We start from the raw sequence: 17,928 nt of genomic DNA, 5'->3' as shown, positions 1-17,928 counted from the left end.
ACAACCCTCTTTGCCTGATGACCATAGCGAGTCGGTCCCACCCCTTCCCATCCCGAACAGGACCGTGAAACGACTCTACGCCGATGATAGTGCGGATTCCCGTGTGAAAGTAGGTAATCGTCAGGCTTCCTAAGCCAGAAACCCCCGCCCGAAAGGCGGGGGTTTTTGCATTGGAGCGGCGGAAATGTGCGCGGAGTGTTTGGCATGGCTGCATGTCGTGCTGCACGCATTGATGCTCGCGATGCTGGAGGATGCGGAGAAGACGGAACGCAACTTCTCATCTGCTGTGACGATTGTTGAAGTTGCTTGCAGCCTCACCGCGGACCATTTGCGTCAACGCGTGTGCCGAAGTGCTTCACGCCGAGCCATCACCAGGCAGTAGAGCCGCGCAAAGCGGCCAGCGCTGCGTAGTCCTCAGCCTCGTCCTCTTCTTGGGCAGCTGCACCATAGGGCTGCTCACGCCAGTTCAGCGCGCTGTAGTCGGGCGTGATGATGACCCTTCGGGAAGCAAAGCTGAACCGAAGATAGACGCGATCACCCGGCTTGAATCCGAACATCTCGAAATGCGCGTCAATGGCGCGCATCCACGGCATGTACGGTTGCCCTTCCTGGGGAAGGTCCGGCTTGTTGCCGAGGGTCAGCTCAACCTCGGGATACTGTTTGAGCTTCTTGGGACGTGACTTACTATAGGCGTTAGCCATCTTCCGACTCCTCTACTGAGTTGGTTGTGGTCAGCGGGTCGTATGGGTGGCAGCCCATGCGGCCCGCGCTTTTTTGCGGTGATGCCGTTTGAGTCTATCTAACTGGGCATCTCGAAATATGGAAAATTCGAGGTGTGGCCAAACGGCATAGCTTCTCGAGCTCTCCTTGCTGGAAACTACTGTGCAAGTATAGATCGCCCTCGCAAGCATATTCGCGGCCAATGATAAGGTTGTTGCTAGCGTGCCGTACCGCCCTAGGTTAAGTCACATATCGTCGGTGTATCGCACTTCACGATGTCTCAGGAACTCGTTTCAAATTGCCATAGAGCTAAAGGGGAATCCGCTCTTTGACTGACCGTCCTAGAGAGGAAACAGCCCAATCAGCGCGAGCTAATTGGGCTGTTTCGGTCAAGTGGACCAACTTGAACTCTCACACAACACTGGGGCGGCTACGCTGCACGGATGTGCAGACTTGACTGATTCAGGAGCACCTGCCGCCAGTAGTTAGTGTCTCACTGCAGTAGGCGTGCTGACTTGACTCTAGGCGGTGCCAGTCGCGCTTACTGTGGCGGCCTGCGTCCGTAGTGCAGGGAATCGGAATTCATTGGACTGCATTCCTCGAAAAATCAATAGCTTGCTACCGAATTCGGTCGGCAGCTCCGGTCCATCGAACCGAATTAGTGAGACTGCGCGGATTTGGCACGGAAATTCGTTAGACTGGTATTTAGGCCCTTGCTGCTACAGTTTGAGCGCGGTGGCCGGCAGATTCATGGGGGGCTGGATACCCGGCCACGAAATGACTCTTCGATCCGACCGTGCTCCAGATGCCCACCATTTGCGTGTGGAGCACCATGAAAACTGCCCGATGCTGCATGGCCTGCGGCAACTTCTTTCAACCTCGCCTGCAGACTCCGAACCAAATGCGGGCCGCACGGCGCTCCCTGCAGTCATCCTTTCAAGCGCTCCAGCGCTCCTTCGTAGAGACTCTTCGCCGGCTCCGGCAATCGCTGAATCAATCCGAAAAGCAGCTTGAACCGGTTAAATCTCACCAAAATCTGCTTTGGATCGGCGTCATCCCGGCCCTTCGACATCACCTCTGCGAAGTGATCGACGACAGTGAGAAAGACCTTGCTCAATACCGACTGCGGATAACCGCGAGACAGTATCGCGGGCGCTTCAACATAGAAGGTCATGTAATCCGGGATCCGCTCTCCCGAGCACTTGTCCAGAAGGCGTTCGAATTCATCAATAAGCGCCTCGCACTCCGCCTCGAAGGCCAGATTGTGCTCACCCGGTTGCGTGATGATCTGACTGATCGCGCCAAAAGCCCGCTCGATTATGGTGGCGGCCATCACGATGGCATCATACGTCGCCTCCGAGCCGCATTCGCCACGTAACCAATCGCGCAATAGGGCGATTCGTTGTGTTGCCGGTGGATGTATGCCATCGACGAAATCGAGGCCAATCCGCCCCATTACGTCCCAAATCTGCAGTGCCAGTTCGGCGCCTGCGTAGGTGAACGCTAACCATGTCGGATCGGAGGTCCCATGTTTTGCCATGCAGGCTTTGACACAGAGACTCAGAGCCGCGATGTCGGCAAGGTGCTCTTCAAGCGTATCGTTGACCTCCTCGGCAAACTCCGCATGAGACATTGCCCCCATGGCGACGTAAACATGGCCCAACTCGTGTGCGAGCAGGAAACGTTCGGCGCTCACCGCGAGCAGGTTGGCCAGCAGCTTTTGGTCAAGCGTGACCTCGTAGTCGGGACCAAAACTATCACCCGTCTGTTGCAGCCACCAGAGGATTTCGGCAACGACGCGCGCCAACGTCGGTATGTCGATTCCGGACCCAATCCCTTCAGCGGGCCGGAACACCGCGCTCGCGAGTGGTCGCGCGATGCGATACAGAAATGCAAACAACCCGCTATATAGCACCACGACGAATTGCCCATCTTCCACTGCGATGACTTGGGCGTTGGGGGAGTCGAGACCAACCTCCGCAACGACCAAACGGCCCTCCCGGATGAGTTCCTGGAGGATAGGCGGCAGTACGTCTTCCAGGTCGTGCAAGAGTTCAGGTACCCGGCCGCGCAGATCCGAAACGGCATCGCGAGATGCCGCTCCCACATCCTGGGTCACCATGTGAATACGCTCAGGCGGCAACTCCGGCAACGGATGCTGCGCCAGCAGCGCCTCCAGATACTGCTGAGCGGCGGTCTGTGTCACGCCTTGCGCTTCAGCTTCAATTTGATTGCCGCCTGCGCACCGATGGTGGCCTTGCCCAGTAGTTCGACGCCGCCACTGGCTGACACGGTCAGCGATAGTTCGATCTCTTCAATGACTGTATCGCCCATGCCGATCGGGCCCTCGTCCAGGAGTTCGGTGAACTGAGCAGCAAAAGATCGAATGCTTTTCCTCAACGCGTCACTGCTGATGTCCACGGTCTTGCCGACCGCTGTACGTGCTAAAGTCGGCAGTGCGGATTTGGTGGTTGTGTCTGAGGCCTCGTCGACCCACACCTTAATTGTTTCCAAACTATCTCTCCCGAAATACGATTCGCGAAGTGGTCTGTATGCGAATGGTATCAACCATTTTCGCCGGAGTTCAATGTTCCTGTTCCGCGTCGCGCGGTCTTATAGACTCTTTATCGGCAGTTTGAGCTGACAGTTGAGGCGGGTATCCAAGCATCAACAGTCCTGATACTGCGTCGCGATCAATGACGCTTATCGCATCGTCGAAAGATCGAACGTCGTTGACATGGATGAGACGGACGGCACGACGAATCTCGTCGTAGCTCATAGGAGTTAGCGGAGCGCTGCGCCAGAGCAGACGAAGGTTGTTGAGGCGAGGTTTCTGTCGGATCGACTTGTCCGTAAGAATCGCGAATGCCCGGCCGGTGCGATCGAGATGCGCTTCGATGAGATCAAATTTTCTACGTGTTTGTGGCGCATTCAGCCCGTTTGCCGGTTTGATCTCGACAAGGATGCGTTGGCCGGAAATGGTTTCGATCTCATAGTCCGGCGTATATCTTCGGGTCCGATCGCCGTCAGGGTAACAGACGTGTTCGGGTTGCTCCCTGTACGACCTGATCAATGGAGACATCTCGAACAGTAAAACGCATCGCCTTCTAGCATCTCTTCGTGCGCGACCTGGCCGCTGTTCTTGCGCGAGGGGAAAAGTCCTCGGACGAACGGGCCTGATCTTGTCTCTATGTCTCGAACCGGCCTATCTGTGGGAGCAGGCGGTTGTTTCGGCCGGACTGAACGGGAGCGGTGTACCTCTCGAAGCTTGCTACGCGATATCTCGAGATGGAATAACTTGCTGATCCTCTTGCTGGAATCTGGCCTACGAGGTGTCGTCGTCTTTCTCAAATTATCGTATTCACACGCATATACGATAAATTTCTTGATGAGTGTTGGTTGGTTGAGTCCTAAGCCCAGGCTTGCGGCGCAGATTTGGATCGTTCTTTTTTCACTGGCGACGAGCAGGACGAGATCGCGCGTTGTGGGGGGATTTAGAGGGATCGCGCTAAAAGGTTTGATGGACTCGGGCGCCAGTTTTGCGGAGGTTCAGCAATCCAGTTAAGGCTTGTGGGGCGGATGAGAGGTACTCACTTTTGCATTCGTCGATCGGCCCAAGTGTGCAATGTCCGCCGTCGACAACGTGGAGTGCATGCGGTCGATGAAAGACGAGATATAACGTAGTAACAAGCAGTTGTCGAACTCGTATCGTGTAGTTTTTCAATGTATCTTGCGCTTTGATGAGAAATATCGCCATCTGAAGAACGGCTGCTTGCCTGGAATATTGCGCTAGTTCCAATTTACGGTTCGACAATTCTCTCGGCCGGCCTCACCGCGCGGCGCAACTCCTCATGCGCGGTAGTGAAAGGCAAATCGCATCCGAGTTGAAAAGTGAGTACGCCCGCTCTAGGAAACACACGGAGCGGGTATCCCCTTTCAACTGCGTCGTTTTGCCGGATCGACGAGCAAGCATCGTGCGATCGTGCCCGAAGAGCAGTCCTGGACAGCGATTCGCATCACTTGCCTGGCAGAAGGCCATCGCAAGACCGTCAAATCCGTACGCAGCGCAATTTGGGCGCCTTTGCTGCATCTTCGTTGACAATTTGGAACCCTGTCCTGCGGCCGTTCCAACCGATCTTCGTCAGCATCGTTGCGTCGGAGCTACACTTCGTCGAGTGAGGTCACGTATCTCGCTGTAAACATGGAGTTTTCCCCAAAAAATGCAGCAGTGTGAGACAATGAGGCCTGCAGTTTTTCGACGGAATTTTTCTATACTTGGTGCAGTTATGGTGCGAAAGACGATAGTTGTGACCAACTGCACCAACAGAAAGCGTGCAGATGGCGCCAGCGTGGTTTTCTCTGCACTCGAAGCGAGTGGCTCGCTCACGTCTGTTGCCGCGCGTTGGGCCAGAGCCGTTCGCAAGACTCGCCCGTCGAGGCTGGCTCAGGAGGTTTATATGGGTCGGGGTTTTGCCGAGGCGCGGCGCGTAGCGGTGGCATTGGACAGTACGCTACATATCATTTCGGCTGGGCTCGGTGTCGTGAGCGCTGCTGATCCGATCCCGTCGTACGACCTGACCGTCTCTGGCGGCACCAACTCATTGGCACCTCTGCTCGCTCAACTCGGGAACGAACCGAGTGACTGGTGGGCAGCGCTAACCGCTGAGTTGGGAGCGCAACGCTCTGTTCATGCAATGCTTGTTAGGCATCCAGGAGCTATGGTGCTTTTTGCATTGCCGGGAAGCTACGTCGCCCTTATCGCCCAAGATCTGGCTTCGCTAACGAAATCCCAAATCAATCGGATCCGCATCATTACATCGAGTCACGGCCAGGTACTCGTACCTGACAACGCTCGCCACATTGTTCTGCCTTATGACGATCGATTGGAAGGGTCTTCATATGCGGGCACCCGGGCTGATTTCCCACAGCGGGCGCTACGTCATTTCGTTGAAGTATTGAATGGGCATCAACTCTCGGTTGAAGAGGCAAGGTCGGCTGTGGCGGGTGCGATGTGTACATTAAAGAGGCCAATCGCTCCGGTGCGCGACAGGAAAACCGATGCCGAAATTCTCGAGCTTCTGCGCACGAACTGGGGCCGGTTTGACGGAGCATCTACTCATTTACTGCGTTACCTTCGCGACGAAGCAATGGTTGCATGCGAGCAAGGGCGGTTCCGTGCCCTTTGGGGCGATCTTCGGCAAGAGTTCGCGCTAAAGAGGTAAATCAGATATGGCAATGAAAGAGATTGTGGTGCGCGCGCTACGCACGACCCAGGGTGAAGGGTTGGATGTATATGCCTTTTTTATTCAGGGTTCCGATATTGTGAAAGTTGCCGATATATCCAGGGTAGAGCGTAATGAATCCGATGCGCTCAAGGGTTTCCAACGGCCGGAGATCCGAACGCACGTTAAGGGAATTGTTGATTATTTGAATCAAGGCAATGTCTTGTTTCCCAACGCGATCATTCTGGCTATGTCGCCCGCAGTTCATTTCTCTGCGGCTCGCGGAACGAAGCCTGCAGGGGATCAGGGTATCGCACAGGCGGGCACCCTGACAATTCCCGTCTATGCAGAAGGACAGAGGGTCGCCTGGATTGTCGACGGTCAACAACGCTCGCTGGCTTTGGGGCAAACAGGCGCCAAGAGTATTCCCGTACCCGTAGTCGGCTTTGTGTCCGACAGCCTGGAGATTCAGCGCGAGCAGTTCATTCTCGTGAATAAGGCTCGACCACTGCCGACGAGATTGATCAATGAACTCCTGCCGGAGACGCGCAGTATCTTGCTTCCTCGCGAATTAAGCGCACGCAAGGTCCCATCTGAGATATGTAATTTGCTTAATCGCGATCCTGAGTCGCCTTTTCACAAGTTGATAAAACGCATCTCCGAGAAGGACAGTAACACCAGTGTTATTACTGACACTGCAGTGATCGCGATGATACGCAACAGCATGAACAATCCGTTGGGCGCGCTTGCTCCCTACAAGTCTCCTGGTCGCGAAGGCGTTGACGTCGAAGGGATGTATCAGGTGTTGCGAACGTACTGGTCGGCTGTTCGGGATGTATTCCCAGAAGCATGGGGTATTGACCCGAAACGTAGTCGCTTGATGCATTCAGCGGGCATCGAAGCAATGGGCGTGTTGATGGACAGGATTTACGCCCGCCTCTCTGGGCATGGCGAAGACTACAAAACGGTTCGCAAGGAATTGGAAAAAGTTGCACCTGCCTGTCGTTGGACCAAGGGTGTATGGGAAACATTGGGCGTAGCTTGGAATGAGATCCAAAGCACACCACGCGATATCAGGAAACTTCAGGACGCGTTGGTTCGAGCCTATACCAGCACAATGAAACAATGAAATTTCTATATTCCGACACTCAGGATTATGTCGATCCCGAGTACGATTTTATTAATGATCGCAATGCTCCTGGCCGCCGTCGCTATTGGGACGACGCATATGCGCACGAACTTATGAATCCGGCGCCGTACGACGGATTGCTAGTATCGATGAGCGCAGTCCGACAAGCGGTCGGAATTGCTAACTCCAAGGTACGATATTCGACTGCTGAAGAGCAGCGATTGTTGCGTGATGGTGTCCGTAAATTTTTACGGTATGGTGGTCCGAAGTTTAAGAACGCAATGGTGATGGGTGACTGCGGGGCTTTTGCGTACGCGGACAGCAAGACTCCTGCATATCCTCCGCAAGAGGTGGTGGAATTCTATCTCGATGCAGGTTTTACCCATGGGGTGTCACCTGACCATATCATTTTCGATTGCCTAACTGAAAACCCGCCTGCAAGCGAAGTGGCGCCCGGTATTCTCGAGCGCTTCGATATCACTCTTGCTAATGCCCAAGAATTTCTGCGACTCACTGAGGCGGAAGATTGCCCATTCGAACCTCTCGGCGCCGTTCAAGGTTGGTCGCCGCGTAGTATGGCCGACGCTGCAGTTCAGTTGGAAAAAATGGGGTATCGTTATTTGGCGATCGGAGGTTTGGTCCCGCTGAAGGTTGATGTTATCAAGCAAGTTCTCAGTGCATTGCGGAGAGTCATAAAGCCAGAAACGAAGATTCATCTTCTCGGTTTCGCAAAGGCTGACAGTATTCATCAATTTACAAACTTCGGCATCACAAGTTTTGATTCTACTTCGCCTCTTATCCGTGCGTTTAAAGATGCAAAGGCGAACTACTACATGGCATCTCCTAGTGGCGGCTTGGACTACTATGCTGCTATACGTATTCCGCAGGCAATGGAAAATCCCCGCCTGATGCAGGGGATCAAGCGAGGTATTTTTGATGCCGAGGATTTGCAGCGCCGTGAAGAGAAGGCATTGGTCGCGTTGAGAAAATTCGACGGTGGACATGGAAAGAGAAAAGATGCACTTGAAGCGGTAATGGATTATCAACGATTTCTAACTCTAGGTGACGGGCGTCCAATTGAGTATCACGAAAAGGAACTCAAAAAGATGCGATCACTCGTAGAGCGCACATTGGAAGATGCTCCGTGGAAGCGTTGTCGCTGTCCGATCTGTAGCCAGGCTGGTGTCGAAGTGATCATCTTCCGATCCAGCAATAGAAATAAGCGCCGCGGGTTTCACAACCTGGGGGTGTATCACAAACATGTACAACGAATTTTGGAGAATCATAAGTGAGCGTCTATCGATTTAAGGCTATTCGGGCGTCACAGGCTCCTGAGCATGATGTGTTCACTTTTGCGGCGACTCCGGAACAGATCTGGAATTTCGCGGAAATTGAGCGAGTTGGTCGTGAGGAAAATGGGCAATTGCGTGGCTTTCAGCGTCATCAGATCGCATCTCACATAAAGGAAATCCGAGACTACCTGCGTCGAGACGATGCCCTTCTTCCGAATGCATTGATCGTCGCTTTTATTGGCGGCGTCAAAGTTAAAGATAAGGGTGATGGGGTCGTCGATATCGAAATTAAAGTTGGGAACGAAAAACCCGGTTTTGTTGTGGATGGCCAACAGCGACTTAGTGCTCTGTCGGGCCTCGCAAAATCTGGTTTTCAAGTATTTGTGTCCGCGCTTATCTGCAAGGACTACAACGAACTGCGTCAACAGTTTGTGTTGATCAATAATACTCGCCCACTTCCGAAGACATTAATTTACGAACTGCTTCCGACGGTCGAGGGACTTCCCGAGCGTTTTACTACTCGAAAATTCTCGGCGCGTATCGTTGATCGTTTGAATTACACGCGGCGATCTTCGCTTTATGGTGAGATCCGACAGCACACCAATCCAAAAGGTGTTCTTAGTGATACCGCGATGCAAAAGTTGGTCATGAATTCTGTATCGGATGGCGCAATTCGTGAGTTTATTAAGCATGACGATTACGAAGATCGGGCTTACGAGATAATTAATTCATTTTTTGGGGCGGTGAAATCGGTCTTTGGGAGCGAGTGGGTTGGAATGACTCCAAAGACATCGCGCTTGCGTCACGGGGCGGGGATTGTGGCAATGGGATTTGTCATGGAATTTCTTTACTCAAGCGAAGGTGTAACTACCCAGGCGGAATTTGAAGGTCACCTCAAACTGTTGAAGGAATATACGGCATGGACTAGCGGTCAGTGGAGGCTTGCTCCATATGACGAGCGCCCGTGGAATGGAATTCAAAATACGCCGAGCGATATTGATCTGCTCACTAACTACTTGGTTCGATCTATGAAGCGTGCTCTCCGTAAGCCACGTCAAGTTGCCAACTCTTGAGTTGCACGAGGTACATCATGAAATCTCACGCATTGGTTTTGTTCTCTGGCGGTCAGGATTCGACAACTTGCTTGGCGTGGGCGCTAGATCGCTACGAGCACGTCGAGACTATTGGTTTTGATTACGGGCAGCGCCACGTCGTGGAACTTGAGTGCAGGAAGAAGGTGCTGTCCAGCCTACGTGAGCGATTTCCACGTTGGGGTGGCAAACTCCACGACGACCACATGCTAGATCTTTCGATTCTTGGGCAGATCAGTGACACGGCACTCACACAGGGTAAGGCCATTGAGATGGAGGAGAATGGACTGCCCAACACGTTTGTGCCGGGACGAAATCTATTGTTCTTCACGCTTGCAGCTGCTGTGGCATATCGGCGCGGTCTTGAGGTGTTGGTTGGAGGAATGTGCGAGACGGATTTCTCCGGCTATCCAGACTGCCGGGACAATACTCTCAAAGCGCTGCAGGTCGCCATTGCTCTTGGCATGGATCAGCCGGTCATTATCGAAACTCCGTTGATGTGGATCGATAAGCATGACACTTGGCAAATGGCTGCAGATCTAGGTGGGTCCTCGCTGGTTGACCTTATTCGGAACGAAACCCACACATGTTATCTAGGCGACCGGACACAAAATCATGATTGGGGTTACGGATGCGGTCAATGCCCAGCGTGTGACCTTCGCGCAAAGGGGTATCGCGCTTTCGTAACGAGCAATGGGTAACGGCACTCCAAGTCACCGTGGGGCTTTGCGGTCGATTGCGGGTCGCCCATGCGACGATGCAATGGGTGGAGCTCAAAGCCGATTGCTCATAACACCGACATGGAAATTCCAGAGCGTTTAATCATCCTATGATCTTCGAGTTAAGCCAACGATTCTTCTTTGATGCCGCTCATACTCTGCATCGCGAGATCGACCAGAAAGGGAGTCGACGCATCCACGGTCACACGTATCATGCTCAGATCTTTGTGCGCGGTAAACCGAACCCAGAGACTGGCATGATTGTAGATCTAGGCTTGCTCAATCGAGCCATCGAGCAGGTGCGTGACCAACTAGATCACCATTTCCTAGATGATATTCCGGAGCTTGGACCAGCTACTCTCGAGAGCCTTTGCATTTTCATTCTGCAAAAGATCCGGGCTTCCTTTCCAGAAGTTACGCGAGTACGCGTTGAACGCGCGGCCGGCGGCAACGCGTGCGACCTCTATGTTGAAGAATAGAGGCGGTTGGCGTCTGAGTGTCACGCAATATTGCACCTCGCCCGCATACAAAAGTTGGGCGGAGACACTCGTGTTCAGTGTTGTCTCGATGGTTCACGGAAGTAGTCCTCCACGGCCCGCAGTAGGCTGCTAACACCCTTCCCATCGGCGTACACCATTGGCCGCCCATTGCGGTGAGTTCGAATGAAGTCGGTCGCTGCGTGTTTTGCAGCGGCCCAGGCGACGACGAACAAGTCACTGTTTGTCGCGAGTGCACGGAGTTGGGATGAACCAACCGGATCGGCATTGCACTGGACGTCAATGTCGCTCGCGATTGTTTGCAGGGCAGCCTTGGCTTGGCGACTCGCGTTCTCTACTAGGGAATAGATGGCGATCGTCTTCCCCCGCATGCGCGCGGTGAGTTCGTCGTTGTGCGCTCCTTGTCTAGCAGGCGGCACGCCGAGCGTCCATCCGAACTCTTCGGAAAGGTTGTGGAGCGTAGCCTGTTGAAGGCCGCTCAGCCGCGCGTGGATTGGGACAAGCCGAGCTAAAACAGAGTGAACCAGACGATCCCTCGCTGCGGAATCGGGGGCAGGCGAGCGCATAAATACTTCAATTATTTCGAGCGCCCAATAGACCATCCTTGCTCCGAAGCCTTCACCCGCAATCTCATCGACGTCCGCGGCAAGTTCCCGGTAGTCAGTCGCACTGACGCCGACCGTCAAAAGCGCATCAACGAGGGTCAAACTCGAATCGAAAGTTGATGCTCCTCGAGCACTTCCCAGTGCAAGCAGGGTGAGAATACCGGAGTAAATCGGCGTCATGCCGGGATTCGGAAACAGCGCGTCCCTCCGTAACGCGGCAACGAGGTATGGGAGGGCCTGCGCAGTGCGCTCTGCAGCAAGTGGGTTATTTTGCGCGTAGTTCAACTCATCGAGAAATGACGAAACCGAAGCAGGATCGGCGACGTCTTCGGCAACAACCCATTCTTCGGCACCCAGGCGTGCGAACACGAGAGCGTTCGTAAATGTCGGATCCGATGTTCGGGCGAGCCATGTCGCCCATGACGTTGGCACACTGGCGTTGTCGGCCTCATGTTGTAGTCCACGCAAGGCCGAGCGGAAGGGCTCCGCTTGCGCGAGTTCTGCGCGCTGTTTTTCGTTGAGGCGAGTCAGTGCAGCAAGGGCTGCTGCCATTAAATCGACGCTCTCCGTCGCCTCGGTGGCAATGAGAAGCTCTCGAGCGTCGTCGTGGGCCCCTTGATGGAACGAACTCTCTATACTGGCGACGGGTGCAAGATGATTAGCAAGCCACCCGAGTTGCTCGTACCGATCAGCCACGGCATACCTGAGATCTGTGCGCCCTGGTGAGAGGAGAGCCTCAATTCCCGCGATCCGCCATCCACCGACTCGGAGCGATGCGGGAAGAGGGGGCTTCAACAGAGGCGCAGCAAGCGGCCTGACTTCTTCCACGTAGACCTTCTGGAGCACCTCCTTATCGCCAGCCGCAAAAAGCGGCGCCAAGCAATTCTGATAGAGAGCTTCGAGCAGAATTGCGGTGGTCGCCGGTGTCCGTCTCGCCAGCGTCAGATTCGTGAATCCGGGGAGATTGAATATTTCGCGCCACTCTTCGAAGTTGGCAAGCAACTGAACCTGCAGGAAGCGTAGATTGAGAGCGTCAAGACGGAGTTCGCTGCGAAGCTGATCGAGAATCGCAGTTGCCGCATCTCGGCGGCCAACATTGAGAAAGTCCTGGAAGCGAGCAAGAAGCCAGCTCGTCGGCTCTGGCGCGGTGCGAGTCAGAGAAGGTGCTCGGGCGAGGGTGTCACGCGCACGGACGAGAGCCCGTAGTGCCATCTGCTGGCCTCTAGGGTCGGACGGTAACCTGATCGTTGCAGTCACGTGCGGACCTACGGCCGCGATCACGGCGGCAAGGTCACCCTCTGCCTGATCAGTAGCGGGCAAGCCGTCAAACGACGTCAGCGTCGGCCCAGCGAAGGCAAGCAGCACTGGACAGAGGCGGCGCCAGGAGGCAGGCTCTGCGACAGCAATTACAACAAGCTCACCGTCAGCCCGTAACTCTGGAACCAGTGCTCCAGGGAAACTTGCACTGTCGACAGTCTCGAGCAGTTGGTCGCACAGTGCTTCAGTGCCATTAGGAAAGGTGACGCCTTTCGACCGTTCCCGCAAATGCGATGCAATGCTCTGTGCAGCCTCCGAGTCAGCGGTGATCATGCGAGCTTATCTCCCCATTGAAGCTCGAGTTGCTCAGCTTGCTCAGCGATCGCGGCTGGATCGGTCCTTAGAACCAGGTGTTCGCCATTTACCGAGATTCCGTTCAGAGTAAGGTTCATTGAACCACTAAGAAAGTAGTCGTCCCCGAGTAAACCTTTTGCATGGAAGTCTTTCTCGACTACCCACTTCAATTGGTCTCCGAATCGTTCCTTCAAAGTCTGCAGGCGTGCGACAACGTACCCGTTGTGTCCGTGCTCGCGAACTATCAATCTCACTTGCGACCCTCTAGCCAGCAGCGCACCGAGAATTTGCGATAGCCTAATCTGCCCAGCGGGCCAGTCGGGTTCAATCGCGGCAAAGTGGCGAGCTGAATTGTCGATAATCTCAACATCTGAGATCCACGCAAAGCACAACCAAAGCTTGCGGCTTGGGCTGAGCAACTCAGCTGTGAATAGCGTTTGGAAGAGATCGCGGACGCCGCGAGCCTGCGACGGGCCATGAAGGTCACGGGATGGGTATTCCATTAGGCGTGCTCGCGCAAGAGAAGATCAACAAGGATACGGTCCTCTCGACGTTCCACTCGTTCAACAACCGGGAAGAACTGTAGGAAACCGACATCGACCGCTTTCGCCCCGAGTAAAACTAGTTCCGCACGAAGCCTTCGCGTCTCGGCCCCGGTCGCGCTCAGTCGACAGGCTCCATCCTCTGCGAAGGCAGCAAAAAGAGTCTCTTTCCAACCGGGTGTGGATAGCTCAACCGTCTGCAACGTCCGTCTCAGGAGCAACTCCCGAACAACTGCGGGATCGGTGGCACGGCTCGTGCGGTAGGGATTGTAGGAATGGAGGCTCGCTTGCCGGACTTCAGTTTCCCGTGGCCACAGCATGCTGAATACCGCTGCGAACACAGAAACGTTTGCAGCGGTATTGCTGGGAAGACTTGCGTTGAGGTAGGCACGCACACGATCGCGCCATACTTCGCTATGACAGACGGCATAGGAGAACTCCCGAAGGCCAATTGCTACCCCAAGGCGCTGCTCCAGACTATCCCAGTGCGCAGTCAGTTCGGCAAGAAGATGGTCGAGGTCCGGGCTCGCTCCGGGACGCAGCAGGCGATTGTTCAATGCCACTACGAGGGCGTGACTCAGGTCAACGCCTCCTCGCTGCATCAGTGTTTGGGAGAGTTCGCGCCACACAACAGTGGATGCCGCGTGCGACTCCGTTCCGCGCAGCCGGTTGATATCGTCGCGTACGCTCGCGTCACTGCCGGCGAGTTCCAGGATTCGCCGCAATCCAATGTCGACCAACTCCAAGTCAGTCGGCGCGAGGGCCGCTTCAACTGCGTCGAAGAATATATTGGGTTCCGCAGCAAAACGCTCGGCAAAGGATTGCAATGCACCCGCGCCACCCAATGTGGTCTCAGTGATCCAAATGGATACAGGTCCATCCTCTCGAGCGTCGCGGATATCTACTAGAAGGCTGTCCAATGTCGCCTCCCTAGGCGCGGCGGCGATACAGGCCTGCAGCATCGCTTCGCCCAATGTCTCCAAGATCAGTCGGCGGAGCCATCGATTGAAGGCCGCAGGATCAGGCGCCAAGGCCTCCCTAGAAATGGCCCGGAGCCGTTCACGAACCTCCGCACGCGCAATTTGGGAAGCAAGAGCCCGCTGAAGTCGACCTGCTGCGCGTTGGGTTTGCGGTTCCCCACGCTGTTCCCCTTCCTCATTCCCCTCGCTTTGGTCCTCGACATCGCCTTCATCGGTGTCGTCCTGAGTCTCGGAGGTTAGTGAACCGAAGTATTCGGTCATCACGTCGCGGAAGACTTCGTCGATATGTTCGTCGCTAAGAAGTTCGTCTACGCCCCTCGCAAGGCCCATTTCTTGGGAAAGGTCCGCGGCGATCACGGCGCTGAGCATTTGGAACAGCCAATCCCGCTGGAACGGATTGACATCATCCGGCAGGTCAGCGTCTTCCCGGAACCGCTCGCGAAGGTAAGAGAGTTTCGAAGCGCCGAGTAATTTTGGACTGAGGAGGTCCGCGGTGATTTGGTCTCCTGGAGGTAACGTTAAGTCCAGACGAAAGCCATCAACCTCAAGCTCGAAACCTATCGCGGCGGGCCGACCGTCGTCGCTGCGAAAGTGCAGTACAACCGCAAACTCATCTTGAAGCGTTCGGACGGTCGCGTGCGCAGTCGGGGCGAAGCGGCGAACTGCCACGCCGGCACGGAATCGATGTAGATAGAATTCGATGCTGGACACGAAAGGGCGCCATGCGGAACGGGGCGCAACCGGCACGCGAACCGGGTTGCCTCTACCGACGATGTCGGTCCGCCAAATCAAGTGTGCATTGCTGCTTGGCAGAGCCTCGGTGCGCGACACTTTTGCCAGCCGAACAGTCCACGGCCGAAAGACGAGCAGGGGGCCGTCATTGGCTTCATCATTGAAAGTGTCCGTGAACTCGCCGACGAACTCGTGTTCCTCTGCGTAATCGCTAATCCGGCGCTCTTGCACTGGTATCGTCGGATCTACCGGGACCCAGTGCGACAACCCGCCGCGCTCAAATGCAAACCGCCTCGTTACTCGACCCGGCGCCAGTTGCCGAAAGGCTTGGAGCACTGGCATAGTGTCCGTGCGCCAATCGTGGTTTACCGTTGCCGGCGGTACTAGTACCCGCACCTCGGGCAAGCTGAGTTCACTGAACAAGTTTCGCGGCACAAAGTCGGGCAACGGGTGAAAAGGCTCGTGCAGGTCCAGAGGAGCGCCGTCCGTGGGCAGCGCCAGTCGCCATTGCCGAAATAGGCGTCTAACGAGAGTTGGCGCAACCTCAAGCAGGATCGAACGAGGTGCCTCCCAAAGTAATCCCTGGGCCGTCTCCTCATCGACTCGAAGCGCACCCATCAGGTGAGCCCGAAGGCTAGCTATTACCGAATCATCCCCCTGAACAAGCTGAGACAGCTTAACCTTTATGCGCTGAAGGACGGCCGAAACCTGCGCTGATGGCTTTTCTATCGGTCGGCTGAGTATGTCCCACGCCCATGCCTTCTCGTAGCCTGCCGTCGCAGCCGCGAGCCAGTCGAAAAACGCGAACGTCGCCTGAATCTTGAGGACGTACGGGTTGCCAAACGGAAGATACTGCGGTTCAAGTTGTGGATCGAAAAGCCTCTCGTAGGACTCATAAGTCGTGCGGTCTCGACCATAGTCGGAGAGCACCGTTACGGTAAGTGGCCGCATGGCACGATTGCGACCAGCACGACCTTTCCGTTGAAGGAAGGAGGCCATCCCTCGCGGCGCCTTGTGCTGGATGACCGCGCCCACCAGCGGATCATTGAAGCCCACTTCCAGCGCGGCTGTGGCGACCACGATGTTCGCGTGCGAGGTGACGCCAGCATCCTGGGACGTAGTACGGCCGACAATCAGTCGCGCATCGAGCGGATGACCGATGTCTTCGCACATCCGCCACCGCTGCCCCTCGAGGTCGCGGATTCGGTCGTCTCTTCCAGCCCCGCGAAGGGCAGCGAGCGGTTGGCGGCTTGGGTCTGGCTGGCCAAAAATTGTATACGCCTCCGCATCGCGCAGATCATCGAACAGGCGATTGGTCACATCGAGATCGTCGGTGAACAGAAACGCTCGGCGACCGTAGGCACCCGAGGTGGAAGTAGCGCCAGGTGGATCAAGTACTCGAGCGATCAGCATGGCAGTCTGAATCGTGGCCGAGAGTAGCGAGGCGCGCGAAGCCGGATCGCCACGCAAAAGCAGTTGGTACTCAGTGCCAGACTCTTCGAACTCGTCTGACGTCGGACTGATCTCAACGACTCGTTCAATGGGTGCACCGGTGAGGTCGGCGAAAAATCTAGCCGCGTCGCCGAGCGTTGCTGATAGGCCAGCCCAATGCACGGGCGCGCCGAGTAGATGGCGCCAGCGCCGCAGTGTCAACGCCGCTTGAGCCCCACTAGTGCCGGTATAGGTATGCACCTCGTCCAAGAGCGCGAGAAATGGCTTACGGCCAACGCCGATTCCGAAAACACTTCGGGTCCATTGGTCCGAAAGCCGCTGATTCAAGATCTCGGTAGTCGTGAACAGCACGTCAGGAGGTTGCTTCTGAATTCTCTGGCGGGTGAGGACTAGATGCCGTTCATCCGCATGCGAGCCACAACCGGGCCGCGCACAGTTTAGGCGTTCTCTGCCGCTTTCAAGGTCCGCGCCCCGCCAGAGCATCTCCTCACCGCACGACGGACAGCGCATCCAAGGACAAGCCCAATCTCGGCCACGTTGAATCCATCCGTGCCCCTTGAGTTCATGCGCAGACGCATGACGAGGAGTTGCGCGGAACAACGCGCCGATGGTGAGCGGCCGCTTTCCGTGTGATGAAAGGGCGCCATCTATTGCGCGCGCCATTCGAAACGCCTCGGCGAACTGATCCTTTAACAGTTCGACCCTCGGGTAGATCGCCAACGCTTTTACCCAATGCTCAGTGCTGATCGCCTCGCCGATGGCAATCATCGCAGGTAGGTAAAAGGCGATAGTTTTACCGCTACCTGTGCCAGCGGTAACAATGGTTCCACCGTCCTCAACTAGTTGCGCCAAGCGGGTAGTCGCGCGTTCCTGGAAGGCCGCCAATCGCAAAGTGGCGCCCGTCAATGAGTCCCAAATCGCGCGACGAAAAGCTGTGGGCGCGATGATGTCTTCGCTAGCGGCCAGTATCTCACTTGGTGGTCGGTCACGGCGGGGAAAACGACGCGTCCGGCGATCGATGCGGAAGTCTGCCACTAAGCGTGGCGCACTTTGCCAGGGTTTGCCGGGAAAGAGTTGGCGGTTGGCGGCAATAAGGCGAACGGCCTCAGCGAAGCGCGACCGGTAGCGCCTGCCGCCGCTCAGGCTTGCCTGCTCTATAACAAGTCGTGCCTCGATCAACTCTTCTAACGCATCTTCCGCGCGGTTGCTGCCATCAAGAAGTTCGAGCGCCTCGTCTTCTCCCAAGGACCCAGAAGTAAAACCCCACGCCAGCGAGCGCATCTCGAGCGCTTCAATGCGGTCGAGCAATAAGAGTGCGTCAGCAGAAATAGTCATG

General features: G+C 55.6%; 13 protein-coding genes and 1 rRNA gene. 7 read left to right on the top strand and 7 right to left on the bottom strand.

Features of this window, described 5'->3' with window-relative positions:
* Positions 1–13 precede the first annotated feature (13 nt).
* A 5S ribosomal RNA gene (rrf, locus tag F3J15_RS29420) occupies positions 14–126 on the top strand.
* Positions 127–368: 242 nt separating this feature from the next.
* Here rrf and F3J15_RS29415 read toward each other — a convergent pair.
* The 4 genes from F3J15_RS29415 to F3J15_RS29400 all read right to left on the bottom strand — a co-directional run bounded on the left by F3J15_RS29415 (position 369) and on the right by F3J15_RS29400 (position 3,793).
* Positions 369–701 carry a hypothetical protein gene (locus tag F3J15_RS29415; RefSeq protein WP_122473421.1) on the bottom strand — a complete coding sequence of 111 codons (333 nt, stop codon included), beginning with the start codon at positions 699–701 and terminating at the stop codon, positions 369–371.
* Between the two features lie 947 nt (positions 702–1,648).
* Entirely contained in the window at positions 1,649–2,926 is a 1,278-nt protein-coding gene (locus F3J15_RS29410) for a hypothetical protein (RefSeq protein ID WP_166895638.1), read from the bottom strand.
* Positions 2,923–3,234 carry a hypothetical protein gene (locus F3J15_RS29405; RefSeq protein WP_166895636.1) on the bottom strand — a complete coding sequence of 104 codons (312 nt, stop codon included), beginning with the start codon at positions 3,232–3,234 and terminating at the stop codon, positions 2,923–2,925. The genes F3J15_RS29410 and F3J15_RS29405 overlap by 4 nt, the downstream gene beginning before the upstream one ends.
* Before the next feature lie 70 nt (positions 3,235–3,304).
* Positions 3,305–3,793 carry a TnsA endonuclease N-terminal domain-containing protein gene (locus tag F3J15_RS29400; protein WP_166895634.1) on the bottom strand — a complete coding sequence of 163 codons (489 nt, stop codon included), beginning with the start codon at positions 3,791–3,793 and terminating at the stop codon, positions 3,305–3,307.
* A 1,384-nt stretch (positions 3,794–5,177) separates the two neighbouring features.
* Here F3J15_RS29400 and F3J15_RS29395 point away from each other — a divergent pair.
* The 6 genes from F3J15_RS29395 (at position 5,178) to F3J15_RS29370 (ending at position 10,652) form a co-directional block, all read left to right on the top strand.
* Positions 5,178–5,942, top strand: coding sequence for a hypothetical protein (locus tag F3J15_RS29395; RefSeq protein ID WP_166895632.1), 765 nt, complete (start codon positions 5,178–5,180; stop codon positions 5,940–5,942).
* Positions 5,943–5,955: 13 nt separating this feature from the next.
* Positions 5,956–7,071 carry a DGQHR domain-containing protein DpdB gene (gene dbpB / locus F3J15_RS29390; RefSeq protein ID WP_240159124.1) on the top strand — a complete coding sequence of 372 codons (1,116 nt, stop codon included), beginning with the start codon at positions 5,956–5,958 and terminating at the stop codon, positions 7,069–7,071.
* A complete protein-coding gene (gene dpdA / locus F3J15_RS29385) occupies positions 7,068–8,363 on the top strand; it encodes a tRNA-guanine transglycosylase DpdA (protein ID WP_166895628.1) in 1,296 nt (431 codons plus the stop codon). The genes dbpB (F3J15_RS29390) and dpdA overlap by 4 nt, the downstream gene beginning before the upstream one ends.
* Positions 8,360–9,436, top strand: a complete 1,077-nt coding sequence (dbpB, locus tag F3J15_RS29380) for a DGQHR domain-containing protein DpdB (protein WP_166895626.1) — start codon at positions 8,360–8,362, stop codon at positions 9,434–9,436. Before dpdA ends, dbpB (F3J15_RS29380) begins: the two co-directional genes overlap by 4 nt.
* Before the next feature lie 17 nt (positions 9,437–9,453).
* Positions 9,454–10,155: a 7-cyano-7-deazaguanine synthase QueC gene (gene queC, locus F3J15_RS29375; protein WP_166895624.1), complete on the top strand. Its 702-nt coding sequence runs from the start codon at positions 9,454–9,456 to the stop codon at positions 10,153–10,155.
* Between the two features lie 128 nt (positions 10,156–10,283).
* Positions 10,284–10,652, top strand: a complete 369-nt coding sequence (locus F3J15_RS29370; RefSeq protein WP_080311754.1) for a 6-carboxytetrahydropterin synthase — start codon at positions 10,284–10,286, stop codon at positions 10,650–10,652.
* Positions 10,653–10,726: 74 nt separating this feature from the next.
* Here F3J15_RS29370 and dpdD read toward each other — a convergent pair whose 3' ends face one another.
* Genes dpdD through dpdJ form a run of 3 tightly spaced genes read right to left on the bottom strand, consistent with a single transcriptional unit; the run spans position 10,727 to position 17,927 of the window.
* Positions 10,727–12,865, bottom strand: coding sequence for a protein DpdD (dpdD, locus tag F3J15_RS29365; RefSeq protein WP_166895622.1), 2,139 nt, complete (start codon positions 12,863–12,865; stop codon positions 10,727–10,729).
* Positions 12,862–13,389: a phospholipase D-like domain-containing protein DpdK gene (gene dpdK, locus F3J15_RS29360; RefSeq protein ID WP_166895620.1), complete on the bottom strand. Its 528-nt coding sequence runs from the start codon at positions 13,387–13,389 to the stop codon at positions 12,862–12,864. The genes dpdD and dpdK overlap by 4 nt, the downstream gene beginning before the upstream one ends.
* Positions 13,389–17,927 (bottom strand): protein DpdJ, encoded by a 4,539-nt coding sequence (gene dpdJ, locus F3J15_RS29355; protein ID WP_166895618.1) that lies wholly within the window; start codon positions 17,925–17,927, stop codon positions 13,389–13,391. Before dpdJ ends, dpdK begins: the two co-directional genes overlap by 1 nt.
* Position 17,928: the final 1 nt, after the last annotated feature.

Origin of the sequence: Burkholderia sp. Ap-955 (assembly GCF_011753045.1) — a bacterium.
In the GTDB taxonomy this organism is placed as follows: Bacteria; Pseudomonadota; Gammaproteobacteria; order Burkholderiales; family Burkholderiaceae; genus Burkholderia; species Burkholderia lata_D.
Note: the sequence above shows the minus strand (reverse complement) of the source record. Positions and strands in the feature narration are given on the sequence as shown.